General features: G+C 36.8%; 18 protein-coding genes. 6 read left to right on the forward strand and 12 right to left on the reverse strand.

What is annotated here, in order from left to right; translation table 11 throughout:
• Nucleotides 1-46: 46 nt before the first annotated feature.
• Together ACQUQZ_RS22810 and ACQUQZ_RS22815 are read left to right on the forward strand one after the other, a co-directional pair.
• Nucleotides 47-643 carry a transposase gene (locus ACQUQZ_RS22810; RefSeq protein ID WP_435357409.1) on the forward strand — a complete coding sequence of 199 codons (597 nt, stop codon included), beginning with the start codon at nucleotides 47-49 and terminating at the stop codon, nucleotides 641-643.
• A 52-nt stretch (nucleotides 644-695) separates the two neighbouring features.
• Nucleotides 696-2051, forward strand: a complete 1356-nt coding sequence (locus tag ACQUQZ_RS22815) for a flavin monoamine oxidase family protein (protein ID WP_435357411.1) — start codon at nucleotides 696-698, stop codon at nucleotides 2049-2051.
• A gap of 94 nt (nucleotides 2052-2145) precedes the next feature.
• On the opposite strand, the gene ACQUQZ_RS22820 is transcribed toward ACQUQZ_RS22815, so the two are convergent.
• Nucleotides 2146-4647: a PspC domain-containing protein gene (locus ACQUQZ_RS22820; protein ID WP_435357412.1), complete on the reverse strand. Its 2502-nt coding sequence runs from the start codon at nucleotides 4645-4647 to the stop codon at nucleotides 2146-2148.
• A gap of 130 nt (nucleotides 4648-4777) precedes the next feature.
• Nucleotides 4778-5107: a PadR family transcriptional regulator gene (locus ACQUQZ_RS22825; RefSeq protein WP_435357413.1), complete on the reverse strand. Its 330-nt coding sequence runs from the start codon at nucleotides 5105-5107 to the stop codon at nucleotides 4778-4780.
• Between the two features lie 400 nt (nucleotides 5108-5507).
• Here ACQUQZ_RS22825 and dinB point away from each other — a divergent pair, with 400 nt between their 5' ends.
• Nucleotides 5508-6575 (forward strand): DNA polymerase IV, encoded by a 1068-nt coding sequence (gene dinB, locus ACQUQZ_RS22830; protein WP_435357415.1) that lies wholly within the window; start codon nucleotides 5508-5510, stop codon nucleotides 6573-6575.
• 163 nt (nucleotides 6576-6738) lie between these two features.
• Here dinB and secDF read toward each other — a convergent pair whose 3' ends face one another.
• The 4 genes from secDF to ACQUQZ_RS22850 all read right to left on the reverse strand — a co-directional run bounded on the left by secDF (nucleotide 6739) and on the right by ACQUQZ_RS22850 (nucleotide 12381).
• Nucleotides 6739-9744, reverse strand: a complete 3006-nt coding sequence (gene secDF / locus ACQUQZ_RS22835; protein WP_435357416.1) for a protein translocase subunit SecDF — start codon at nucleotides 9742-9744, stop codon at nucleotides 6739-6741.
• A 120-nt stretch (nucleotides 9745-9864) separates the two neighbouring features.
• Nucleotides 9865-10224, reverse strand: a complete 360-nt coding sequence (locus tag ACQUQZ_RS22840; protein ID WP_435357418.1) for a hypothetical protein — start codon at nucleotides 10222-10224, stop codon at nucleotides 9865-9867.
• 163 nt (nucleotides 10225-10387) lie between these two features.
• Nucleotides 10388-10969, reverse strand: coding sequence for a hypothetical protein (locus ACQUQZ_RS22845; RefSeq protein ID WP_435357420.1), 582 nt, complete (start codon nucleotides 10967-10969; stop codon nucleotides 10388-10390).
• 134 nt (nucleotides 10970-11103) lie between these two features.
• Nucleotides 11104-12381 carry a Glu/Leu/Phe/Val family dehydrogenase gene (locus ACQUQZ_RS22850; RefSeq protein WP_435357422.1) on the reverse strand — a complete coding sequence of 426 codons (1278 nt, stop codon included), beginning with the start codon at nucleotides 12379-12381 and terminating at the stop codon, nucleotides 11104-11106.
• 305 nt (nucleotides 12382-12686) lie between these two features.
• Here ACQUQZ_RS22850 and ACQUQZ_RS22855 point away from each other — a divergent pair, with 305 nt between their 5' ends.
• The 3 genes from ACQUQZ_RS22855 (at nucleotide 12687) to ACQUQZ_RS22865 (ending at nucleotide 16326) form a co-directional block, all read left to right on the forward strand.
• Entirely contained in the window at nucleotides 12687-13076 is a 390-nt protein-coding gene (locus ACQUQZ_RS22855) for a TraR/DksA family transcriptional regulator (protein WP_435357424.1), read from the forward strand.
• Between the two features lie 164 nt (nucleotides 13077-13240).
• The gene (locus ACQUQZ_RS22860; RefSeq protein ID WP_435357426.1) at nucleotides 13241-15790 is read left to right on the forward strand and encodes a M14 family zinc carboxypeptidase; all 2550 of its coding nucleotides are present in this window, start codon (nucleotides 13241-13243) and stop codon (nucleotides 15788-15790) included.
• Nucleotides 15791-15954: 164 nt separating this feature from the next.
• Nucleotides 15955-16326, forward strand: a complete 372-nt coding sequence (locus tag ACQUQZ_RS22865; RefSeq protein ID WP_435357428.1) for a phage holin family protein — start codon at nucleotides 15955-15957, stop codon at nucleotides 16324-16326.
• Nucleotides 16327-16414: 88 nt separating this feature from the next.
• Here ACQUQZ_RS22865 and ACQUQZ_RS22870 read toward each other — a convergent pair whose 3' ends face one another.
• The 6 genes from ACQUQZ_RS22870 to ACQUQZ_RS22895 all read right to left on the reverse strand — a co-directional run bounded on the left by ACQUQZ_RS22870 (nucleotide 16415) and on the right by ACQUQZ_RS22895 (nucleotide 26260).
• The gene (locus ACQUQZ_RS22870) at nucleotides 16415-17908 is read right to left on the reverse strand and encodes a mandelate racemase/muconate lactonizing enzyme family protein (protein ID WP_435357429.1); all 1494 of its coding nucleotides are present in this window, start codon (nucleotides 17906-17908) and stop codon (nucleotides 16415-16417) included.
• Nucleotides 17909-17955: 47 nt separating this feature from the next.
• A complete protein-coding gene (locus tag ACQUQZ_RS22875) occupies nucleotides 17956-18885 on the reverse strand; it encodes an RraA family protein (RefSeq protein WP_435357430.1) in 930 nt (309 codons plus the stop codon).
• A gap of 30 nt (nucleotides 18886-18915) precedes the next feature.
• Nucleotides 18916-20319 carry a gluconokinase gene (locus tag ACQUQZ_RS22880; protein WP_435357432.1) on the reverse strand — a complete coding sequence of 468 codons (1404 nt, stop codon included), beginning with the start codon at nucleotides 20317-20319 and terminating at the stop codon, nucleotides 18916-18918.
• Nucleotides 20320-20456: 137 nt separating this feature from the next.
• Nucleotides 20457-21359, reverse strand: coding sequence for a phosphogluconate dehydrogenase (NAD(+)-dependent, decarboxylating) (gene gnd, locus ACQUQZ_RS22885; RefSeq protein WP_435357433.1), 903 nt, complete (start codon nucleotides 21357-21359; stop codon nucleotides 20457-20459).
• A gap of 164 nt (nucleotides 21360-21523) precedes the next feature.
• A complete protein-coding gene (locus tag ACQUQZ_RS22890) occupies nucleotides 21524-23044 on the reverse strand; it encodes a SusD/RagB family nutrient-binding outer membrane lipoprotein (RefSeq protein ID WP_435357434.1) in 1521 nt (506 codons plus the stop codon).
• Nucleotides 23045-23107: 63 nt separating this feature from the next.
• Entirely contained in the window at nucleotides 23108-26260 is a 3153-nt protein-coding gene (locus ACQUQZ_RS22895; protein ID WP_435357435.1) for a SusC/RagA family TonB-linked outer membrane protein, read from the reverse strand.
• Nucleotides 26261-26348 lie beyond the last annotated feature (88 nt).

A 26348-nucleotide genomic window follows, 5' to 3' on the forward strand; every position in this document is an offset into this window, starting at 1 on the left:
TAAATCACATACCTTTCTTAATATTTAACTCATAAACAATAAAAATATGAAAACCGTTAGACTATTAATTTCGCTATTGGCGATGACCATGCTTTTAAGTAATTGTGGCGGTAAAAAAGAAGAGAAGGAAGAAGAGCCTAAAACTGGTTTAGAGGCTTTGCAAAATATAGCAGCCGAAGCTGAAAAAATGTCAAATGAAAAGCCAAAAGAGGTAGTTGATGCCAAACTATTGAAAGAATTACTGCCAGATGATGCCGATGGCTTATCTAGAAAAGAAGCTTCAAGTGAAAAAACTGGTGCGATGGGTTTTAATATTTCAACTGCCCAAGGTCGTTATCGAAATGATGATAGTTCGATAGAAGTTAATATTATAGATGCCGCTGGCACAGGAGCTTTGATGGGCTTAGCTGCTTGGTCAATGATTGATGTGGATAAAGAAACTGAAGATAGCTATGAAAAAACAACCAAATACAAAGAGCATAAAGCCTTTGAAAAATATAACAATAAAAACAAAGATGGCGAATTGGCCGTAATTGTAGCCAGCCGCTTTGTTGTAACAGTAAAAGGCAATAATGTAGCTATGGATAAAATAAAAGCAACACTGGATGATATTGATTTAGGCAAATTGGAAGATTTGAAGTAATTATTTCGTTAGTTTGTATAAATTGTAATTATCCTATATTCTCTATCTTTCTATGAAAAGACGTTCATTTTTGCAACTCGGAGCGGTGGCTTCGAGTTTTTCTTTGCTTAATTCTACAAAGAGTTTTGCTCATACGGTCAAACCGTCAAAAGTAATCGTTTTAGGAGCTGGCTTTTCTGGACTTTCGGCAGCACTTACACTTTTTGATAAGAAAGTAGATTTCGTGGTTCTCGAATCTCGTAATCGAATTGGAGGTCGAGTTTTTACGCATAAAATTGATGAACAAGCTGACCTTCGAGTTGAACTTGGAGCGGAATGGGTAGGAGATTCGCATGAAGAAGTAAAAAAACTTTGCGAACGATTCAAAATCAAGCTTAATGATAATCGTTTTGAAACCGACTTGTATTTTAGAGGAAAATACTCAACTGTCAAAAGGTGGGATTTTGACCCAAGTTGGCAAAAAAAGCTTGAGAAATTACTTGAAGAATTTAAAAACCTCAATCCTGAACAACAAAAACAATTTGATCGACTCGATTGGTGGCGATATTTGGTCAATAATGGTATTCCTGAAAATGACCTTTTCTTTAGAGAATTATTAGATAGTACCGATTTTGGTGAGAGTATTCGGCACGTTTCGGCATTTGCCGCTATTAGCGAATATGCCTATTCAAGTAAAAAGAATGAAATGGACTTCAAAATGGAAGGAGGAAATAATACTTTGTCTGATAAAATTGCAGATTATATCGGACGAGAAAAAATCCTTACTGATCATCATGTAGAAGCAGTTATTCAAAGCGGCAAAGGTGTTACTGTGAAATGTTCTAATGGAAAAATATTTACTGCAGATAAAATTATATGCACTGTTCCAACTTTTTCATTGGGACAGATTAATTTTTCTCCATCGCTTCCTAAAGCTACTTTACATGCGATTGATGCCTTACAGTATGCCCGTATTAATAAATGTGTTGGATTATATAGTCAACGTTTTTGGAAACGAGAAGATTTTGATATGATTACTGATACACCTGCTCATTATTTTTATCATGCAACCAAAAATCAAGATTCTATCAAAGGAGCTTTAACTTCTTATACAATCGGTGAAAAAGCAGATATTTTTGGTTGGCAAAATGATGAATCTCGTAAACAAATCATCACTGATTACATTCATCCAATAGGGAATGCTCGAAATTTACTTCAGAAAATTGTCAATTATAACTGGGGACAAGATAAATATTCAAAAGGAGCTTATGCTATTTATGGAACTGGACAATGGTTTACGATACAACCTTTACTTAAAAAACATCATTTGAATGTACATTTTGCTGGCGAACATTTGGCAGAATGGCAAGGATTTATGGAGGGGGCAATCATTACAGGTCGAGATGCTGTGAATGAAATTTTGAATTAAAGTATATTTTAGTGTTAAAAAAACTGAGTGAATGATGGCATAATTGAGTTTTTTTTTCTCATTTATTCTATCATTCACTCAGTTAAAATTAACTTTATTCTCTGGTTATTTTACTCGCTCCACTTGTGTTTGAATTGAGGTCTTTTACCTTTCCAAAACTTGCGTGACTTGCTCCATTAGCTTCAGCTTTTACTTGATTGATTTCCATGCGAGTTGCATCAATCTGACACGCTCCCGAAATATCCATGTCCATTCGATCTGCCGAGCCTCTCAAGTCAGCTTTTGATGCCCCTGAGGCATTGAAATCTATTCTACGTACTTCTACGTCAATGGCTGCTTTTGATGCACCCGTAAGCTCAATGTCTAAATCTTGATTTTTATCTTTAAATCCAATCGCTTTCACAGTCGATGCTCCAGAAAAATCAATTGCTTCTAAAGTTGGCATCGTGATATTAAATCTGACAGTATGGTGACGATTATTAAAGCTAAATTTATCTTTATGACTGATTTTCAGCGTATTGCCATCAACATCTAAATCTAAATCATCCAATTCTTCTTCGTCATCTGAATCGGCAGTGATGCTGAAAGTATCACCTTTACGAATCGTTACCACAAATGCCCCACCTGCTTCTATTTTTTTGAAATTTTTAACATCAAATTTTCTTTCATGTTGGCCTTTGTTTTCAAAAACATCATAATTGAAAGATGATTCATCATCGTTATAATCTCTTTCATTCAAAGCCTCTCTTTCATCATCACTCAACTTAGGGCAATCTCTACAAATCATTCCCGAATCACGCTTCATTACAAATGTATATTTGTCAATGTCGTCTCCATCAATATCAAAGTTTCGTTGATTCCAATCTGAACGATAAACACTATGATAAAAATCACGCGTTATTTTAAAGGGTTTTTCATAAGGAATGTACAAAGTCATTTCAAGGTCTTGTCCACGGAAACGAGCTTTTTCTGGCAATAAAATCTTTTGATCAAAAATCAAGGTAGAATCTTTTTGGCTAATGTTATAAAGAATATTTTTAGCATTTGCTTCAGCCTCTACTCTAGTACGGCCCGATGCTTCAAAATGTTGTTCGAGTTTCAAATCAGCACCTTCATACCCTTCAAGGCTTATATCTACATCGTTTTTGATTTTCATTCCATCAAAATCATCATCTTGATTATTATTTGATGATAAAACGAGGGTTTTGCCAGTAAGCGTAAAAGGATAATTTTTAGTTTGTTCAAACTTGCCTTTTTTCTTGAAATTCAAGGCATATTTTGTGGCCAAAATACCAGTTCCCATCAAACCAGCCAACCAAAGCCCAAGTAATGAAATCCAAAAATTACGAGTACCTATGCTACGATTACTAACCAATATCAAACCCACCAACAATAGAGCTAAAAATGGCGTAAATGCTGCCAAGAAAGCAAAGAAACCTGTCATTGGGTGAATATCTTGCGAGAAGAATTTAAAAGGGCTATTGTCAAAAAACTCTGTCCCTTCTATACCCGAAACTACTCCAAAAAATGCTGCTATTGACGCCACCACTGCAACCAAAATTGATAAGGAGAAAAGCATCAAAACGATTCCTGCTAAAACTCGTGCCACAGGACCTAAGTTTTTTAAGATTTCACCCAAGCCTTTGATGATGATTCCAACCAAACGGAAAGGAAACAAAAGAATTTTAGTCAAAGCATTTTCTGGGGCATTTTTATCAACATTGATACTTTCCTTAATATTAGATTCAATATTTGAAAGTGTTACTGGTTCACCTTTCATTTCCATTTTTTGGGTAAGCGTCTGTGCTTTTGGTGCTACAATCCAAAGAATTATGTAGGCTAAAAACCCTGTTCCAAATAAAAACACACCCAACACAAATAACAAACGAATCACAGTGATATCTACACCAAAATAAGCCGCCAAACCACTACAAACACCACCTAAAACTTTACTATCATTATCTCGGTAAAATTTCTTGATTTTCTTATCTTCATCTAAATTAGCATTCGGAGGGAATACTATCCAACAGATAAAATATCCCAAAAATACAAAACCTGATAACGGGCCTAAATCATCACTGATTGGAGGTAAGCCCAAGAAAAGAAATAAGTAGATGATTCTTACCCAGACAACATCAATATTGAAATAGTGAGCTAAACCAGCTAAAACACCTCCCAAAGCCTTGCGTTTGACATCACGATAAAGGCGTTTTGGTTCAGCAGTAGCATTAGGTGACTGAGTATTATCACCAGTTGTCGATTCTGCATTACTGACTGTCGATTTAGGCTTGATCGGCTGTGAACTATTTCTCAAATCTTCTTCTTCTTGAATCGCTTCAAAATCAGACACAGTACCCATTGATTTAATCAGATCATTTACGCTATCAAGACTTATTACTGGCTGGCTATCAGATTTATGATTTGTCCAAAACTTTTCAGCAATTCGAGCTTCGATGTCCGAAACAATTTCTTGGTTACCTTCATACGATGAGAAATATTGTTTAATCGAAAGCAGGTAATTGTTGAGTTTGTCGTAGGCATCTTCTTCGATGTTGAAAACCATGCCTGCAATATTTATTTGTATCGTCTTTTTCATTGTTTTAATGATGAATTATTATTAGTCGATAGAGGAATGCCGCCCAGCGGAATGCCGCCCAGTCCATAGACGACGGTCGATAGACAATTCAACTTATTGATAATCAATTGGTTATTAAGGATTATTTCATTTACTTTTTGCTTATAATAGTCGTAACAGACTCCGAAAGCTCGTCCCAAGTATTGTTTAAGTTATCCAAAAATAACTGTCCTGTTTCTGTCAAAACATAGTATTTTCTGGGAGGTCCGGATGTTGATTCTACCCACTTATAATCTAACAAACCCGAATTTTTCAATCGTGTAAGTAGCGGGTAAAGTGTACCTTCAACTACCATAATTTTGGCGTTGATTAGCTCATAAAGAATTTCGGAAGCGTAAATCTCACCCCTCGAAATTATGTGCAGGATGCAGTATTCCAAAATTCCTTTCCGCATCTGCACTTGGGCATTTTCTAAATCCATATTCTATGACCTCTTACTCCAAGAGGAATTTAAAAAGTGTAAGTTTTCATTTATAATTACTCTTTTTATGAATGATTATGATACAAAGATATAATAAGGTACTATGCAATGCAAGATACTTGGTTAAAAACTTTGTCAATTTTGGATAAATGGTAAAAAATAAGTTTAAATTATGTATTTTTGGTGATGAGAAAAAGGGTTTAGGTTGTAGGAATTAGGTTTTAGGAGTTAGGTTGTAGGAAGGAGATATTAGGTGAAAGATTAAAATAGCTAAATTTATTGAGCAACAGTCAATAAAACCCCTAAACCTCATTTCCTAAAACCTAATTCTCAATTCCTAAATCCTAATACCTACTTTCTAATTCCCAATTCCTAACTCCTAAAACCTAACTCCTAAACCTTGCATCGAAAAATCATACATATTGATATGGACGCTTTCTTTGCGTCAGTTGAACAACGTGATTTTACTGAATTACGAGGAAAACCTGTTGCTGTTGGTGGCAGTAGTGAACGGGGCGTTGTGGCGGCCGCAAGCTATGAAGCCAGAAAGTTTGGTGTTCGGTCGGCAATGGCGTCACGCATTGCGAAACAAAAATGTCCTAATTTGATTTTTGTAAAACCTCGTTTTGAGGTTTATAAACAAGTTTCTAATGAAATTAGGGGTATTTTTTTAGAATATACGCCTTTAGTTGAACCTCTTTCACTCGATGAAGCCTATTTGGATGTAACCGAAAACTTAAAAGGTATAGCAACAGCTACCGAAATTGCTCAAGAAATAAAAGTACGTATCAAAGAAAAAACAGCCCTCACTGCTTCGGCGGGTGTTTCTATCAATAAATTTTTAGCAAAAATTGCTTCGGATTATCGAAAACCCGATGGCCTTTTTGTGATAAAACCTCTGCAGGCAGAAGCGTTTGTAGCAGATCTGGAAATTAGTAAATTCCACGGGATTGGTAAAGTTACTGCCGAAAAAATGCACAAAATGGGTATTTTTTCAGGAAAAGAGTTACGTGAAAAAAGCTTTGACTTTCTCGCAAAACACTTTGGAAAAGTAGGAAAATACTATTTTGATATTGCTCGTGGCGTTGACAACCGCCCTGTAAATCCTGATAGTATTAGAAAGTCTATTGGCGTAGAAAACACTTTTAATCACGATATTGTTGAGCCTGACGAACTTTATCGTGAACTTGACGACATCATTGAGCAGCTTTGGCGACGCATGGAACGAGCCAATGCTTATGGCAAAAGTATTACGCTAAAGATTAAGTTTGCAGATTTTGAAAGCCTGACTCGCAGTCGCACTTCTCAGTTATCAATCATTGAGAAAAGTTTTTTAGCTAAGGTTTCTTATGAAATGCTCAACCATTTATTACCATTGCCCAAAGGCGTTCGGCTCATGGGGGTTTCCTTGACAAATCTCGAATTTGCTGATGAAATGATTGGGCGACAACTTACCCTTGGATTTTAGTTTGTATGGCGGAGTTCCAGCTCCATCACTATATAAACCAGACGGAGTAGGAACTCCGTCATACAACAAAAATGCCTCTCACAATTAAGCAAGAGGCATTTTTATTGTAGAACAAGTTTTCAACTTGTTCAAAGAAGCACAATTTAGAAAATTGTGTTACAAATTAAGATTTTTTACCTTTTTTAACTTCTTCAGTTGGAACTACTGGAACCGCCGCCAATTTAGCTTCTTCCTTTTTCAAATCTCTTTGCATACCATCAACAACGATTGGTGTAGCTACGAATAATGACGAATAAGTTCCTACAATTACACCGATAAACATGGCAAATACAAAACCACGAATGGTTTCACCACCAAAAATCAACAATACTAAGAGTACAACCAATGTCGAGAAACCTGTTACGGCTGTACGGCTCAATGTTGCATTCAAAGCATTATTAATAACAGTTGGAATATCTTCTTTCACACCACGCTTTTCTGTCAAGTATTCACGTACACGGTCAAATACAACAACCGTATCGTTCATCGAATAACCCATAATCGTCAGAACCGCACCCACAAACGCTTGGTCAACATCAAGAGAGAAAGGTAACCAACCTCTGAAGATTGAGAAAATACCGAGAATAATTGCCACGTCATGGAACAAGGCAACTAAAGCTCCATAACCAAAAGCTAATCGTCGGAAACGTACGAAAATATAAATAAACACCAATACTATTGAAAGTAGAACAGCTTTAAAAGCTCCTCCGATGGCATCATTTGCAATTGTTGGACCAACTTTCGACGAAGATAACACCACACCTTTATTGCCTGGAACAGCAGCCAAAGCAGCATTTACATTGCTTTCCAATTGTTTTTCTACTTCTGTATTGGTATTTTCGATTTTGTAAGGTGTTGTAATCTTCACTTTATCAAAACCTCCGAAAGTTTTTACTTCAATGGCATTTCCTTCAAAAGTTGCTTTCAAAGCATTGCTTATATCTTCTGTATTTACAGTTTTCTCAAATTTAGCTACGTATGTACGACCACCTAAGAAATCCACACCTAAACCAAAGCCTTTGAAGAAAATAGAAACGATACCTGCAATGATAATCGCACTTGAAATGGTGTAGTATAATTTACGTTTAGAAACGAAATCAAAGTTTGAGTCTTTGAATAATTTCTCAGTCCATTTTGTAAAGAAAGAAACTGTTTTTCCTTTGCCGATATAATATTCAAACAATAATCTTGAAACGAAAATTGCTGAGAATAGCGAAGTAAAAATACCAATCAATAACGTTGTAGCAAATCCAAGAATCAAACCTGAACCAAAAATAAATAATACCGCACCAGTAATTAAGGTAGTTACGTTTGAGTCAATGATTGATGACATGGCATTTTGGAAACCATCACGCACGGCTACTGGGAATGTTTTACCCAATAATAATTCTTCTTTGATACGCTCATAAATCAAAACGTTCGCATCAACTGACATACCAACTGAGAGTACTAAACCTGCAATACCTGGCAATGTAAGTGTCGCACCAAACGATGCCATTACACCTAAAAGCAACAATAAGTTTACAAGAAGTGCAATATTGGCAATCAAACCTGCTTTGTTATAGTAAACTAATACAAAACCTAATACAAACAATACACCAATAATTGATGAAAGTACACCAGCCTGAGCTGCCTCCGAACCTACAGTTGCACCTACGATATCTTCCGAGATAATATTAGTTGGAGCAGGTAATTTACCAGCTTTCAATACGTTTGCTAAGTCGAGAGCTTCTGTTACTGTAAAGTTTCCTGAAATACTTGAACGTCCACCACCAATTTCACCATTTACATTTGGTGCAGAATAAACAAAGTTATCAAGAATGATAGCAATCGGACGACCAATGTTTGCTCCTGTAAGAGCTTTCCATTTTCTTGCACCTTCCGCATTCATTTGCATCTCTACAGCAGGTTTTCCTCTTTCATCATAATCTTGTGTAGCGTTTGTAACCACATCTCCTTCTAAAGGTGCTTTACCCAAATCTTTCACGAAATAAATATCAACGATTTCTTCGTTTACGTTTGTACCATTAGCACGTGGTTTTACATCATATAAATAACTTGCATTGGCTGGGAAAAGAGCTTGTACATCTGAACGGTGCATGATTTGGTTGACACGAGAAGTATCTTTGATACGAACTGCCACACCATACCCTGTTCCAATAAATAAGTTACTAAACGCATTCGTTTGACGTTGTGCCAAACCAGCCGAATCTTTCTTAGAAGTATCAGACTTGTTTCCACCAGACAATTGTGCAGCCAAACTATTTTTTGAAGTATCTTTTGTTGCTGTGGCAGCATTGTCGCCTTTTCCTGCTATTTTGCTTATGCTTGCTTTTTCTGCTGCTTTACTTTCAGCATCCATTTGTAATAATATAGCTGATAAACCATCAAATGAAGGAGCAATTTCCTGCATTGTATATACTTCGCAGAACTCCAATTTTGCAGCCCCCGAAAGTAATTTACGCACACGTTGTGGATTATCTACACCTGGTAATTCAACTTGAATACGGTTAGTACCTGACAAACGTTGTAAGTTAGGGTTTGATACACCAAATTTATCAACACGAGTTTGGATGATACGGAACGCACGATCGAAAGCACCATCAACTTCTTTTTTGATGTAGCTAATTACTTGGCTATCAGATGATGTCAAGCTCAATGTACCACGATTAGAACTATTAGAAAAAATACTTGCTAATTTTGTATCAGGAGCAATTTTCTTAAATTCATCTGCAAATAAATCAACAAAGTTTGTATTGCTTGAAACCGCTCTTTGTTGAGCATTCGCAATCGCTGTCGTTACTTTAGGGTCACGAGAAGCCGCTAAAGCTCTAACAATTTCGGTTGGCGAAACCTCCAAAATTACACTCATACCACCTTGAAGATCAAGACCTAAGCCTAATTCTTGCTTAGTAAGGTCTTCGGTTGTTGTCCCAAGGAAAACAGGTTGTTTCCAAAGTGAATCCAAATAACGTTGTTTTTTGCTGTAATCTATTTTACCAGATTTATCTGTTGCATACGCCTCTGCATCTTTTCTAATGTCATTAGCTTTCCAAGTTCGAGCTAAGAAGTAAATACTAATTGCTAAAAACGCCACCAATAGGGCGACTATACCACCTTTGTTTCTCATTTTAGGGAAATTTTGTAATAAATAATGTTTGATATAAAATAATACATGGAATCACACAAAAGCATGATTCAAGGAATAAAAAGGAAAGAAAAAGTTATATTCTTTCGAGAAGAAAGAGATTTATGGGGCATTGGGAGCGATAAAATGCTCGTAAAGATTTTCGAAGTATGAAAGACGGAAAAGCGGTTTTGTATAAACTTTTTCCGAAGATTCGATGATTAGATAAATAACTTGCGGAGTAGGTAGAATGAAGGGGTTATCTCCGAAGTCGAACGCATGGCTGGGTACAACCACCTCCAACGACAACTCGCTAACAAAGCTTTGGTTGGTTGGCTGTTGTTTTTTAGTTGATTTCTCTTGCTTTGATTTGGTAGGCTCATGGTGTTTTTGTGGTAGCTGCTTGCCGAAAACGCTCGTCAGCATCACCATCGTGAACATCAAAAGTCCAAAAGCACGTGATATGTAAGAGATTCTTTTCATTTTAGGATCGCAAAGCTACAAGAATTTCTTTGAATAAGTCAAATCTTATGCCAAAAAACTTCGAGTCCACGGTCAGTAGTCCACAGTCAACAGTTTTTAACTAACTAAAATGACCATAAACTTACTTATTCTTACTATGGACTATGGACTAGTGGCCGTGGACTTACTTTCCTTTCAATTTCTTTACATCAATAGACTTTACCACCTCTGATTTTCTCATTACAATACTCCAAATAGCAAAACCAGAATCATCGCTAAAGCATAATTTCCCCACACCTTTATTGGCAGGAATGGGCGAAGTATATACAAATAGAGAATCTCCAATTTTCTGAATATTATCACTCATCGAAAGTTTTTTTGAAGCATTGTCGGCATAAGCTTCCAAAACTTCTTTCTCTTTTACATACAAAGTATTGTTACTTCCAATATCTGGTTGACCTAAAAGGCGTATCTTTAACCCATAAGTCTTTGATAATGAATCAATCAAAGTCATATCTTTCAACCGACATATTTCTTCGCCGCGGGCTTTTGAGATACCTTTCATTTGTTTTTCAAAATCTTTTGTCAAAGCCTGAGAGATTTCGCTGCCTAATGTTTCTACTTGATAGGTTATTTGTGTAGGAGAAACACGCTTGATTTTGTAACCCTCCATTTCGTCTTTTATTTGGGAAGTATCCAAACGCTCCATATTTGAGCAAGACATATTAAAAAAGAATAGCAGAATTATTATTGAAATATTTTTCATCTGAATTTTAAATTTTGCACAAAGCTACGTAGAGACTGAGTTTAAAAATTCAAAAGATAGAAAAAATATCTTTTATTTCACTGTATTTAAAACCTGTAAGGTCTTCTTTTCAGACCTTACAGGTTTTAAATATATCAACCATAGCCACCTCTAAACTTATAGGTGCTTGCTACTTTATCAATCGCTACAATGTAAGCTGCCAAACGTAATGAAACACCATGTTTTTGCGAAGTTTCAAATACGTGGTCGAAAGCATCTTTCATCATGCGGTCTGAACGGCGATTGATTCTGTCAAGCGTCCATTTGTAACCAATACGATTTTGTACCCATTCAAAGTATGAAACTGTTACACCACCCGCATTTGCCAAAATATCAGGCACAACCATGATTCCTTTGCTATTGATAATGTCGTCTGCACTTGCCGAAGTCGGGCCATTTGCACCCTCAACTATTAATTTTGCTTGAATATTTCCAGCATTTTCATGTGTGATTACATCTTCTTTTGCTGCTGGCACTAAAACATCTACATTAAGTGCCAATAATTCTTCATTTGTAATCAAATCTGCTTCTTTGTAGCCATCCAATGTGCCATTATTGGCATTTCGGTAAGCCATTGCTTTTTCAATATCAATACCTCGTGCATTATAGTATGCTCCTGAAATATCGCTCAATCCGCAAATTGTTACACCTTTTTCTTGTAAGAGTTTAGCTGCAAATGAGCCTACATTTCCAAAACCTTGTACCGCCGCCGTAGCTCGATAGGGGTTTAGTCGAAGTTTTTCCATGCCAGCCAAAGCTGAAACCATTACTCCCCTACCCGTTGCTTCTGTACGCCCCAATGAGCCTCCCAAAACCAATGGTTTACCGGTTACAACTGCATTGACGGTCATTCCTTTAGCTTTTGAGTATTCGTCCATCAACCACGCCATTTCACGTGGACCAGTACCCATGTCGGGAGCAGGAATGTCTTTATCAGGACCAAAAATATCTAACATAGAAATGGTATAAGCACGCATCAAACGTTCCATTTCACCAGCCGACATTTCTCTTGGGTTACAGGCGATTCCGCCTTTTGCTCCACCATAAGGAATATCGACTACGGCACATTTCCATGTCATCCAAGCAGCTAAGGCACGAACTTCATCAATATTTACAGCAGGGTCGAAGCGAATACCGCCTTTACTTGGCCCTAAAATTGTAGAATGGATAACTCGATAGCCTTCAAAAACTTTTATTTGGCCATTATCCATGGTCACAGGTAAGCCAACAGTTACTTGACGGGCAGGAACTTTCAAGATATAATACATTTCTTCACTAATTCCCAGAATCTTTACTGCTGCATCAAACCTTTGCATCATTGACTCCAAAGGATTCTCTTTATCCTTGATTGGAGCAGGTTCTATATATGTCATAAACAGAATAATATTTTGTTCGTGAATGTTGTTTCACAGTGCAAACTTAGAAAAAAGAAATTAATTCTTAAAATCGTTAAATTTTGCGTAGAAATTTTAGTATTTAATTTGGTTGATATACCCAATGCTGTGTTTGGTTTTCTGAACTTAACCAAATAATTTACTGAATTTATGAAATTACCTTTAAATAAATTTTTTTTCAACATTATCAAGATTTTGTATTACGGTATTGTTTCAGCCTATCAAAATAGTATATTTGTGGGATTTTTCAAAAATGCCCAAAAACACTATTACTGCTTATACTTATGGCCGCAGTTGAAGAAAAGACCCGATATTCAGAAACAGAATTAAGGGAATTTGAGGAGATTATTACTCAAAAATTAGATGCAACTCGTAATGAGTTGAATTTTATTAGAGAAACCCTAAGTCGCAAAAACGATAATGGGACTGATTTTACTGCTAACAGCACGAAATTAATGGAAGATGGTGCTGATGTGAGTGAAAAAGAGCAGTTAAGCCAGTCGGCAGGACGTTTACAGAAATTTGCACAACAATTGGAAGCAGCCTTGATTCGTATCAAAAATGGTACTTATGGCGTTTGTCGTGATACTGGGAAACTCATTCCGAAAGAGCGTTTGAGAGCAGTACCGCATACACAGCAAACAATTGAAGCAAAGCTGAAGGCATCGAATTAAGTCTTAGGAAAAGAACCACTATAAAATTCCTCCTTGAAAAGCCTGTGAGAGCGGTCTTTTGCCAAGGTAGTTGGAATTTTTGTCTATAAAAAAAGCCTCATTGTCGGAGGCTTTTTTGTTTTACAGGTTTTTCTACATTTATTTGTTAAAAAAAACTTCTCGACATGAAAAAAACCTCTATTTTTTACTTATTTCTCCTACAAATTGTTGCCAGTCAGGCTTTTAGCCAAGTGGCCGACAGCTATTATTTACCTCAAAATATTACTTACGATGCCAAGATTCCAACGCCACAGAAATTTCTGGGCTATCAGGTTGGCGAGCAACACGTAACTCCTTATGAGACAATTACTTACATGAAAGAATTGGCTCGACTTTCAGACCGTTTTAAAGTTGAAACTTATGCAAAAACTTATGAAAATCGTGAATTACTGCTTGTAACTGTCACTTCTCCACAAAATCATGCTCGAATAGACCAAATAAAAGCTGAACACCAAAAACTCGTAAATCCTTCACAATCAGGTAGCTTGGATTTACAAAAAATGCCAATTGTTGTTTGGATGGGTTATTCTGTTCATGGAAACGAAGCCAGTGGTACAAACTCAAATTTGATGTCGGCCTACTATTTAGCTGCGGCACAAGGGGCTGGTATTGATTCACTTTTGAATGAAACAATTATTTTAATTGACCCTGTTATCAATGCCGATGGAGGCAATCGTTTTGCTACTTGGGTAAATATAAATCGTAGTAATAATTTGGTAAGCGATATTAATAGTCGAGAATTTAGTGAAACTTGGCCAGGGGGTCGCTCAAATCATTATTGGTTTGATATGAACCGTGACTGGCTTTACCAACAAATGCCCGAAAGTAAAGGTCGTTTGACGAAGTTTTATGACTGGAGACCCAATATTTTGACCGACCACCATGAAATGGGCAGTAATTCAAGCTTTTTCTTTCAACCAGGTATTCCGCAACGTACCCATCCACTTACACCTAAAAGAAATATTGATTTGACAATCAAATTTGGCAAGTATCAAGCGGCTGGACTTGATAAAATTGGTTCGGCCTATTATACACAAGAAAACTACGACGATTTTTATTATGGAAAAGGCTCAACGCTACCAGATGTAAATGGTTCAATAGGCATTTTGTTTGAACAAGCCTCTTCTCGTGGACATTTACAAGAAACGAATAATGGTCTTTTAAGCTTTCCGTTCACTGTGAAAAACCAATTTACAGCTACTTTATCAACGTTGCGTGCGGGTCGTGAAATGCGTGTAGAATTGCTCGAACACATGAGAAGTTTTTATAAAGAAACATCGACCGATGCGGTAAAAGGATATGTTTTTGGTGGCGGAAATGATGCCGTGAAAACTTGGGAAATGGTGAATATGTTGAAAAGAAACCAAATTGATGTTTATCATTTGTCAAAAGATGAAACGCAAGATGGCACTTCATTTAGCAAAGAATCTTCTTTTGTTGTGCCTATGAATCAACCACAACATCGCCTTATCAAGTCAATGTTTGAGAAGCGTACTAAATTTGAAGATAGTTTGTTTTATGATATTTCAGCTTGGTCACTCCAATATTGTATGAATGTGCCAACAATTGAAGCAAAAACGGCTATTTCTTTGGGCGAAAAAGTAGAGAAAAATGATTTCCCAAAAGGAAAAGTTTATGGTAAAAGCCCATATGCTTATTTCTTTGAATGGAATAGTTATTATGCTCCTCGTGCTGCTTATGAATTGTTGAAAAAAGGCTATACTTTGAAAGCTGCTTTTGAGCCATTTACAGCCATTGTGGAAGGTAAAGAAAAAACTTTCGATTATGGTACGATTCAGATTTTTAGCAATGGTAGCACCGCTGACCCATCGGCTTTGTTGCAAACACTTGCTGAAAGAGATGGTATAGATTTTTATGCAACACAAACAGGGCTAACACCAAACGGTATTGATTTAGGTAGTGAAAAGTTCAGAAAAATACGTTTACCAAAAGTATTAATGTTGGGCGGAGCAGGTGTACAATCAACCGATGCGGGCGAAATTTGGCATTTGCTTGATACAAGAATCAATATTCCTTTGACCATTGCCGACATTGAAACTGCGAATCGTACAAGTTTAGAAAAATACACCCACATTGTAATGGCTGGAGGAAATTATAATAATCTTTCGGACGAAAAAATCAAACGTTTTGTGCAAGGTGGTGGCGTTTTAGTGGCCATGACAGATGCAGTTGAGTGGGTTTCAGCTAAAAAAATAGCCAATATTACCATCAAAGAAAAACCAAATAATGATGGCAATGGAGAAAAACGACCTTATAATTTACAAGAAAGATATACTGGAGCATTGGAAACGGCAGGAACAATTTTTGAAGCAAAAATCGACCCTTCGCACCCACTTTGCTTTGGTTATAAGCAAGACAAATTAGCTTTATTTAAGGACAACAATATCTTCATGGAAGATACCAAGAATCCTTATAATACGCCAATGGTGTTTACTGCAAATCCATTGTTAGCAGGTTATGTCCATCCAAAAAATGAAAAATTGATTAAAAATTCACCTGCGGCTATTACTTTAAATGTAGGGGCTGGCAGAGTGATTGCATTATCAGAAAATCCAAATTTTAGAGCATTTTGGTATGGTACAAACAAACTTTTCTTAAATACCCTTTTCTTTGGAAATTTGATTGGTGGTGGTAGATTTGGTGGGGAAGAGTAGTATTGGTAGATTAGTTATTGTGAAATTGGTTACTGGTTTATTATCTCAACCTTGCCCAAATATCCAGTAACTAATCACCGCTACGGCGGACCGTTAATTTCCCAATAACCAATTTTGTCGCTTGCCAAGTTTTTTCTACCTTGCGTTAAGTATAAAAGTATTGTATGAATCTAAAAGACGATATGTCTGATTTCTTAAAAATAGGTGAGTTGCGAGAGAATATCGTCAAACTCATAGAAGCAAAATTTGAACTGGCTAAACTGGGTGTTCAAGACAAAATCGAAAGCATTGCAGTGAAAGCTGTTCATGCCCTCGTTACTTTTATTTTAGGTATTGTTGTGCTAATATTTTTGAGTATTCTAATTGCCGTTGGACTCAATATTTTACTCAAAAGCTTGTGGGCTGGATTTTTAATTATATTTGCCGTTTATCTGATTATACTCGCTGTTTTTATTTTTGCCAAAGATGCAGTTATTTCAAGTATTAAGAAAAAAGTAGAAGAAATAGTGGATGAACACATCAATGAAGGCCAATAGCTTAAAACACTAATAGTCAACAAATTAATAGCCTCAAACTACACTTAAAATGTAATTTGAGGCTATTTTTATAAGCAGAAGTTATCAACTAACTCCACTCTCTATCCCACGAATCAATTTTATTCCATTCTTCGGTTGGAGCAAAATAAAGTTCGCCTGATTTAAGGTGTGCTTTTACAACTGCTTCATTTAATTCAACACCTAAACCTGGCTTGTCTGGTACTTTTACAAAACCTTTATCAAAAATTGGTTTTTCGCCTGTAACCAAATCTTCCCACCAAGGCACATCCATGCCATGATGCTCTAATGCTACAAAGTTTTCTGTTGCTGCGGCACAATGTACATTTGCCATAAATGAAACGGGTGTTCCTGCAAAGTGCATCGCCATTGCGATTCCGTGTTCTTCGGCATAATCACCAATTTTTTTGGTTTCTAACAAACCACCCGAACTTGCCAAATCTGGGTGAATCATATCCACCGCACGAGCATTAATCAACTTAATAAACTCTTCTTTTAGATAAATGTCTTCACCTGTAAGTGTTGGTGTATCAATGGCATCTGAAATCTGTTTCCATTGGTCGGTAAATTGCCACGGAATTAAGTCTTCAAGCCAAGCCATTTGGTATTTTTCTACGGCTCGTCCTATTCTAATGGCTGTATTGACATCAAAATGCCCAAAATGATCGGCAGCTAAAGGTACATCATAACCAATCACATCACGCACTTTGCCTACATAATCTGCCATAATTGCTAAGCCTTTGTCGGTAACTTGTACACGAGTAAAAGGGTGTTTGGTCATTCCATAACTTTGAGCATTTCCTTTTTTCAAATCTGAATTTCCCCACTGGCGTTTCACATCCCAAGCATTTGCTCCAATTAATGCTCCAGGAATATCTGCCAAAACTTGAATTCCTAAGTCCATTTTCAAGAAAGTAAGACCTGTATCTAATCTTTCTTTCATTTTCTTAGCAAATTCAACTGGGTCTTTTACTTCTGGCGTATCACCATAAATACGAATATGATCACGGAATTTCCCACCCAACATTTGATAAGCAGGCACACCATAAGCCTTTCCTGCCAAATCCCAAAGAGCCATTTCTACGCCACAAACGCCCCCTGCTGCACGTCCTTGTCCGCCAAATTGCTTGATTGATTTAAATATTTTTTCTACATCACATGGATTTTTACCTAAAAGTCGGCTTTTCAGAAACAAACCATATTTAGCACTCGCTCCGTCACGAACTTCTCCATAGCCAGAAATACCTTGATTAGTGTCAATTCTTAAAATCGGGCAAGTCATTGGAGCTCCAGTAACAACGGCCACTCTTACATCAGTAATTTTCAAATCAGATGGTTTTCCTGCCCGTTTTACTTTTTGGGTGATGAATTCCATCTCTTGTTCTGGTTTTCCATCAAATAAAAGCCCCAAACTTAAACCACCTAATGAAGCCTTTTTGATAAAATCTCTTCGGTTATCGGTTTGCTTTTCTTCTATATTTAGTTGATTATCAAGACTTTCTACTGCTTTAGGACCAGTAGGAACTTCTCCTTTGAATTTGAATCGGTCGAGGTTTAGTTTCATAGTTTTGAAATATTTTAGAGAGTATTTACTTTATTTATGAAGCTTTTTTACCAATTTCGTTCTTTCATATAGGCATCTAATTCTGCTTTCGACATTGGTACTTTACTTGGATTATCTTTTATCCATTGCAAAAAATCTTTTTTGATTTCTTCCGTCCATGCTTGGTCAATCTGACCTGGTGTATATTTTCCTTCACGCAAGCGTTGGTGTCCAAAGCCATCTTTTAGAGCTACAAATTCTGATGTAATGATTACTTTTTCGGCCAAATATGCAGGAATAAAAATAACACCCTCTTTTTTCCCTAAAACCAAATCTCCTGGCATCACGGTCGCTCTACCAATGCGAATGGGGGCATTGATGCTCGTCAGCATCACATCTTTTATGTAAGAAGGGTCATATCCACGTACAAAACCTACAAAACCATCAATTTCTTCTAAACCTTCTAAATCACGCACGCCCGCATCGAAAACCACGCCTGTTTTTGATTTGGCATAAATTGAATTTCCCAAATTGTCGCCGATGAGTGTTCCATCAATGATTTTTCCGTAGCCGTCAGCTACATAAACATCTCCATTTTGGAGCAAGTCGATTGGCCAAGAATTGGGAGAACCCAAACGCCCTTCGGCTTTACCTTTTTCACGAATGGGCTTGTCAATATCTGGTCGAGTGGGCATATATTGTGCCGTAACGACACGTCCAGCTAATGGTTTTTCAGGATGAATAATTTGCCAACCCGCCTCAAATTGATTGTTATAGCCCTCATTTCTTAAAACTCCCCATGCTTCTTCGAGTGAAATATTGGCTAATCTTTTTACTAAATCATCAGAAACTCGTGGTCGCCCGTCGGGAAAACGTTCGCCTTTCCATTGTGAAGTGAAAAGTAGAATTTGCTCTTTTGGCCACTGAATTTGTTGAGAAAAAGCATTTTCAGACAAACATAAAAACCCAAATGCAGTAGTTAGAAGGAATTTTTTCATAGTTTATTGAGGAGGTTTAAAGATTTTAGGCTAAAACTCATCTTTTAATTTTTCGTACACACGCTCAAATTTTGCATGCAAAACCGTGTAGGTTTGTCCGTTTTTCTGATTTGGAAAAAACGCTTTCTCATTATTTTCAATGGTGTGTTTCGGTTCGATATTTAAGGCTTTCATTGCAATCAGTACCGCTCCCCAAGCCGAACCTTCGACATTATCTAAAACAACTACTTTTTTTTGGAAAATATCGGCAACTAATTGCAACCAAAAATCACTTTTGGCAAAACCTCCGCTCGCACAGATTTCATCCACAGGAAATTTTTCCATCAACACCTTTCCAACAGAATAGAGATTCAAAATCAAGCCTTCCATCACCGCACGAGTAAGGTGTGCTTGTGTGTGATTAATGCTGAGTCCGAAAAAAACACCTTTGGCATCGGCATTCCAAACTGGGGCTCTTTCTCCTAAAATATAAGGCAAAAACAATAGATTTTCAGCTCCAGCTGGAGTTTTTTCAGCATTTTCAATTAATTCTTCTGTCGAAGTAAGTGTTTGTAATATTTGTTCTTTTAACCATTGAATTACAACTGCTCCATTGTTTGTGGCACCACCAATTACATGCTGATTATCAGAAAGCAGATAGTTGAATGTTCGCATCTGTGGGTCAGTATAATACTCATCGACACAAATCCTAACCGCCCCGCTCGTTCCCATAGTGAATGCCAACTTACTTTTGCCCATTGCACCTGTGCCTAAATTGGCTAATGGGCCATCGGCCGCACCTATAAAATAGTTGAGCGAATTGATTGTTCTCGAAAATGTTGTCGGAACAATTTTTGGCAATTTTTCTTCCGTTATTCCAACTAATGTTAAGGCTTTTTTGTCCCAGCACAAACCTTTAATATTCATCATGCCTGTTGCCGAGGCAAGCGAGGTATCTATTTCATAATGTCCAAAGAGTTTGTACCAAACATATTCTTTTATACCGATAAACTTATGGGTTTTTTCAAAGATTTCTGGTTGGTTTGTCTTCAACCAAAGTATTTTACACAAAAAAGAAAATGGATGAATGGGTGTGCCTGTATTTTGGTAAATCTCTTGCCCTAGTTCACTTTTTTTAAGTGTATTTCCTATTTCGATTGCTCGATTATCTGCCCAAACGATGAGATTTGTTAAAGGGTTTCCATCAATATCAACCGCCATAATGCTGTGCATTGCTGATGAAAAACTAAGTGTTTCAAGCAAAGAGCGTTTATCTAAAAATGCCAAACATTCTGTTACAGCAGTATAAATTTCATCGGGATTTTGTTCGCTCCAATTGGGTTTTGGGTGAAACATCTCATAAGCTACACTTTTTTGAGCCAAAACCTTACCTGAAATATCAAAAACTACACCTTTGGTGCTTGTTGTGCCAATATCAATGCCTGTGAAATACAAGTTTCTAAAATTTAGTAAATGAGTGATTTAGCGAATGTGTGATTTCTTTGTTAGTGAATGAGTGATTTGTGAATATGTAATTAATTGCTCTTTGAAAAATCACTCATTCACTAAATCGCAAATCTCTCAATAAATAATCACTCATTTTTTTCTACTGCATGTCCTCCAAATTCGTTTCTCAAAGCAGCTACTACTTTTCCTGAAAAAGTATCGGTTTGTTGTGAGCGATAACGCATCATCAATGAAAGTGCGATAACTGGCGTTGCAACACCCATATCAAGAGCTGTTTCGAGCGTCCATTTTCCTTCACCCGAAGAGTGCATGATTCCTTTGATGGCATCCAGTTTTGCATCTTTTTTGAAAGCATTTTCTGTTAATTCCATCAACCATCCTCTCACTACTGAGCCGTGATTGAAAAGTTTGGCAACAGCTTCAAAATCAAGGTCATAATTTGACTTTTCAAAAACCTCAAATCCTTCGGCAATGGCTTGCATCATGCCATATTCGATGCCATTATGTACCATTTTTACGAAATGTCCACTACCCGCTTCGCCTGTATATAAATAACCATTTTCAAGCGAAATATCTTTGAAAACTTTTTCCACATACTCAAATGTTGATTTGTCGCCACCAATCATGGTGCAAGCACCATTCAAAGCTCCGCTCGTTCCACCACTTGTGCCACAGTCTAAAAATGCGATTTGCTTAGTCTTTAGGTAATTATATCGTCTAACTGAATCTTTAAAATTGGAATTTCCGCCATCAATGATAATATCGTTTGGCTTGAGTGAATCAACTAATTCTTCTATTACTTCATCTACAATTTCGCCAGAAGGTACCATTAGCCAAATTACTTTTCTACCTTTTAGCTTACTACAAAGACTTTCTAAAGAATATGCTCCCAAGATTCCACCCTCTTCGCCTATTTTATCAACTGATTGCGTACTGACATCGTATGCTACAACTTCATAATGATTATTTCTTAAATTTAGAGCTAAATTATAGCCCATTTTACCAAGTCCTACGATTCCAATTTGCATAGTTCAATTTATTTTATGTATTCTCGATTTAAATCGTAAAAATACAAAACCCCGTCAACAATTTTATATGATTAAAGTGATTTTCAAGATTTACTTGATTATGTACTAATTTATCTTAAAATCTCATTTTAATTATGCTACTATTGACGGGATTTTCAAATTTTTTATTTATCCCACCAAACTTTGGTATCTAAATCATCAGCACCCATTCTTGCGATGGCTTCTTTTACATTCGTACTATTGATTGATATTTCTGAATTTGGATATGTCAATCTTTTAATAAAATCACCTTTAATTGATTTTCCAGGAAAAGGATTCGGTGTTAACTTCGGAAAACCACTTCTTCTAAAATTAGCAAATGTTTCAGGGCCATTTAAGAAAGATGCTACCCAATATTGTGTATTAATCTGCTCCAAAGCTGAAGCACTAACAAAAGGATTTGCCACAAGATAAGCATCAATTGCAGCAGCAGGCACGGCACTGTTTGCATCATAAGAAGCGAGTTGTTCCATGTGAGCTCTTACTCCATTATTGTAATATGTTTCAACCGAACCTGTTGTCCAACCTCTTTGAGCTGCTTCGGCTAAAAGCAGTTGTGTTTGAGCATAAGTGACAATAAACATCGGGCTTTGGGTTTTTACCATGCGTGTTCTATCAACTTGTGTAAAATCATAGAAACTTTTTAAGTTTGCTGCTTTTACTGGCCCACTGATAGAGTTGTTATCATATCCAAAAGGCATCCCTATTTGAATAGAAGGGTCAGTAGAAGCTCTTGCTGCTGTTTGTTCAGGTCCAGAGCTTGCTCCAACATAACGCACGGCAATAGATTTTAGGCGAGGATCATTCGTTGTCTTCAAATAATCAACAAAAGGTGCAGACATATAAAAATTAGCCGCTTCAGTTGAGTTCAACATTTGTCCAAGTCCATTGGTATAATTAGCATCGTGTCTAATAACAGCGTTATCAGCATTTGAGACTATCAAGCCACCAGCTATTGCTTTTGTTACTACTTGTTGAGCTTGGGCAGCATCAACCTTGCTTAATCGCATACCAGCTCTTAATAACAAAGAGTTGCCAAATTTTTTCCATTTTGCGACATCCCCTCCATACAATACATCGGCCGTTTCAATCGTTTTGGTTGCATCCAATGCAGCAGTTGCTTCTGTAAGTTCTTTAATAATTCCTGCATAAACTGTTTGTTGTGTATCATATTTAGGCAGGATTATTTGCGAGATATATCCTACTCCCGCTTCTGTATAAGGTATATCGCCATAAGTATCAGTCAATACCATGAAAGCGTGTGCTTGCCAAATACGAGCCATATTGTATAAATTGCTTCGAGCTGGAGTTGCTTTTGTTGCATTAATCACATCAGCAGTATTACGAACAACCGAACGATAAAATCTTTGCCAAACCTGTGAAGTACCATCACGGTTATCTTGGTTAAAATTAGCTCCTGTTAAAACACCCGAATTGGGTGAAACCATTTGCTGTACAACACCAATTTCATATTGAACTGTCCCACTCGGAAATGAGGCGTTAATAAGGGCATTATTTAAAGTAAAAACTGGGTTAATTGCCGTGGCTGCGGTTTTATTAACATTAAGTTCGTCGAAGCCTTTGTCGCAACTTGTCAATCCCAAAACTGGGAGTGCAAGCAACATTATTTTAAATATATTTTTCATATAAAATCTTTTAAAAATTTATCGTTATACCTTTTTAATACCTCTCTCTCCAGAGAAAAGGTTTTAGAATTTAACATTCAAATTGAAACCCATGCTACGAGTCGTTGGAAGGCCTGTTGACTCCATTCCTACGAGGTTATCAGATGTATAACCAAATGATTCTGGATCAATATTTGGAACCCATTTTTTCAAGAGCAAAACATTGTTGGCCACAAAACTCAACTTCATAGATTTCACTGGGAAGTTTCTTGGTAAAAATTTAGTTATATCATATCCAGCAGTAATTTGACGTAGTTTCCAGAAACCACCATTATAAATAACTGGTTCAACCAAAGCCAAAGATCTTACCACCGACCAATAATCTTGCACTGGAGCTTTTACTGTGTTTGTCTCACCTTTATCATTTACCCCAACACCTAAAACACCACCTTCTCTTCCGACCAAAGTTTCTTTGCTAAGACCATGACGAAAAGCATTGAAGTTTGTTCCTGAAAGCATCATATTACCCAATTTGAAGTCAACTAAGAATGAAAGGTTGATACCTTTATAATTGAAAGCATTATTGATACCACCTACCCATTTTGGTAATGCACTACCAAAAGGAATCAAATCTGCTGTGCGAAGCGGAATACCATTGCCTCCAAAAACCATTTGACCTTGAGCATCTCTTTTGTAGCCAAAACCATAGATTTGACCCATTTCCTTGCCAACAACTTGTCGCAATTCGCCATTAAAAACGTGCGTTCCTACGGTAATTCTTTCACCAGGGGTATCAGTCAATAAACTTAAAACTTTGGTGATATTGTACGAACCATTGAAAGTCAAATCCCATTGTAAATCTTTATTTTTGATTGGAACGAGATTTAACAAAAATTCAATCCCATTATTTTGTCCCTTTCCACTATTAATCAAAGTCGTTTGAAAACCCGAAGCATCAGATACTTGAGCTGCCACGATTTGGTCAGTTGTTATTTTTTGATAAACTGCCATATCCAAACCTACCCTGTTATTAAATAACTTGAGTTCTAAACCAACTTCTTTTTCTGAAGTTCGCATTGGGCGAAGGTTGGCATTCGGTAATGTTGACCCCGAAGAGCCACCAACTGGCTGTAAGGCTCCTGCTGGATTAGCAAATAAGTTTCCATTAATTCCATAAAATAAATTATTAGAATAAGGAGAAACGTCTGTATCACTACCCACTTCAGCATAAGCAACTCTCACTTTTCCAAAGCTCAACCAACTTGGTGCAGACTTGAATGCTTGTGAGAAAACAAAACTTCCCGAAACCGAAGGATAAAGAATACTTCTATTAGCTGGCGAAAGTGTTGAAAACCAGTCATTTCTAAGTGTAGTATTCAGGTACAAAAAGTTTTTATATGAAAATTCTCCCGAACCATAAACCGAGTTTACTGCTCTTTCTGATAAACCATATTGTGGATCTTTTACTCTACCATTTTGGACTGTGTAAAGGCCTCTCACCACAAAGTCTGTCACTTGAACACTGTTCAAATCTGAACGACGATACATTTGGTTACCGCCCACATTCAAATCAACACCGAAATCACCAAATTTTTTGCTTGCAGCCACCAAAATGTCAGCATTGGTTTCTCTAAATCTACGTGACTCTTGGGTATATACGCCATTGACAAAACCCGCTGGTGCTGCAGCCAAAGATGCTTGTCCAGTTGGGAAGTTATTGTAATCTTGGTCACGTGACCAGTAATCTTGTCCTACCCTTCCTTGTACATATAGCCAAGATAAAATATTGTATTTCACAGCAATATTTCCAAAAATTCTATCACGTCTAATATTTTGAAATTGCTCAGACAATGTAAAATAAGGATTGGTACGATTCTGAAATCTTGAATAAATATACTCATTGCCAGCAGCATTGAATTTCTTCGCTTCTAATAGATCGAAAGGCATTGAGTTTGCCATATTAGATATTGCTGTAGGAATTGAGTTATCTTGATTGGCTATATTTGGTGGATTTCTATTATACTCATTTGAATAATTAACATTTCCTGAAAAACTCAATTTTTTTGATAAGTCATAAGCAAAACCCATGTTAATGGTTTTTCTATTAAAGGTATTATTGGGTACTACACCTTTATTATCCATGTTGGCAAATGATAAATTAAAGCCTCCTTTTTCACTATTTGAAGACAATGAAATAGTATTCGTAAAGTTCGAGCCATTTCTATAAAACTTTCTAATTCTATTATAAACAGGCACATACGGCACAGAAACGCCATCAAAAAGCACCTGTGTCATGCCAGGTTGAAATTTTTCACCAAACGACCACTGTCCCGAAGTTGGGTTAGGTGCTGTTGGACGAACACCGTTTTCTCCTTGACCATATTCATATTGATAATCGGTAAAATCTAAAGGTGTTTCGTTGGTATAATTTGAATTGAAACTCACACCAATTCCTCTTCCATCTCCTCTTGATTTGGTTGTAATCATAATCACACCATCTTTTGCACGTGAGCCATAAAGAGCAGCAGCCGTTGCTCCTTTTAAAACTGTCATACTCTCAATATCATCAGGGTTAATACTCGAAAGCCCATCACCTCCATCTGAAGTATTTCCTCCACCTCTTACACCAATTGAGTTATCTGAAGCAGCATTTCCTGGGTTTGTACCGAAATTTGTATTATCAATTGGCACTCCATTAATTACAATTAAAGGGGTATTTTGCCCCGAAAATGATGACTGACCACGAATACGAATTTTTGAACTACCCGCTGGGCCTGTTCCCATAGCTGAGATATTCACACCAGCGATTTTTCCTTGTAAGGCATTCACAAAGTTTGGTGAACGATTGACCGTAATTTGTTCGGCATTTACTGTCGTAGTTGCATAACCCAATTTTTTGGATTCTTTCTTGATACCTAAGGCAGTAACCACCACTTCTTCCAAACTTTGGGCATCTTCATCAAGCGAAACATTGATAATAGATTGATTACCCACTTTAATCTCTTGATTCTTAAATCCAATAAAACTAAAGACCAATGTTGCATCAGAAGAGGCATTTACGATAAAAGTACCATCAGCATTGGTATTTGTACCAGTATTAGTACCCTTCACCTGCACTGATACTCCAGGAAGTACGGCACCATCTTTGGCTGCTGACACTTTTCCTGAAATTTTCTGAGCGTAAGTTGCTACTGAAAATAACAGCAATAGCATAAAAAGTAGAATTTGTTTTTTCATGAGTAGATAGATTAGTTTTATTTCTGGGTAGCAAATTTCTTAAACAAATGTTGCGAAAACTTCCAAATGCTTACAGTGGTGAATTTTA

Source organism: Emticicia sp. SJ17W-69, from assembly GCF_051209875.1.
Lineage (GTDB): Bacteria > Bacteroidota > Bacteroidia > Cytophagales > Spirosomataceae > Emticicia.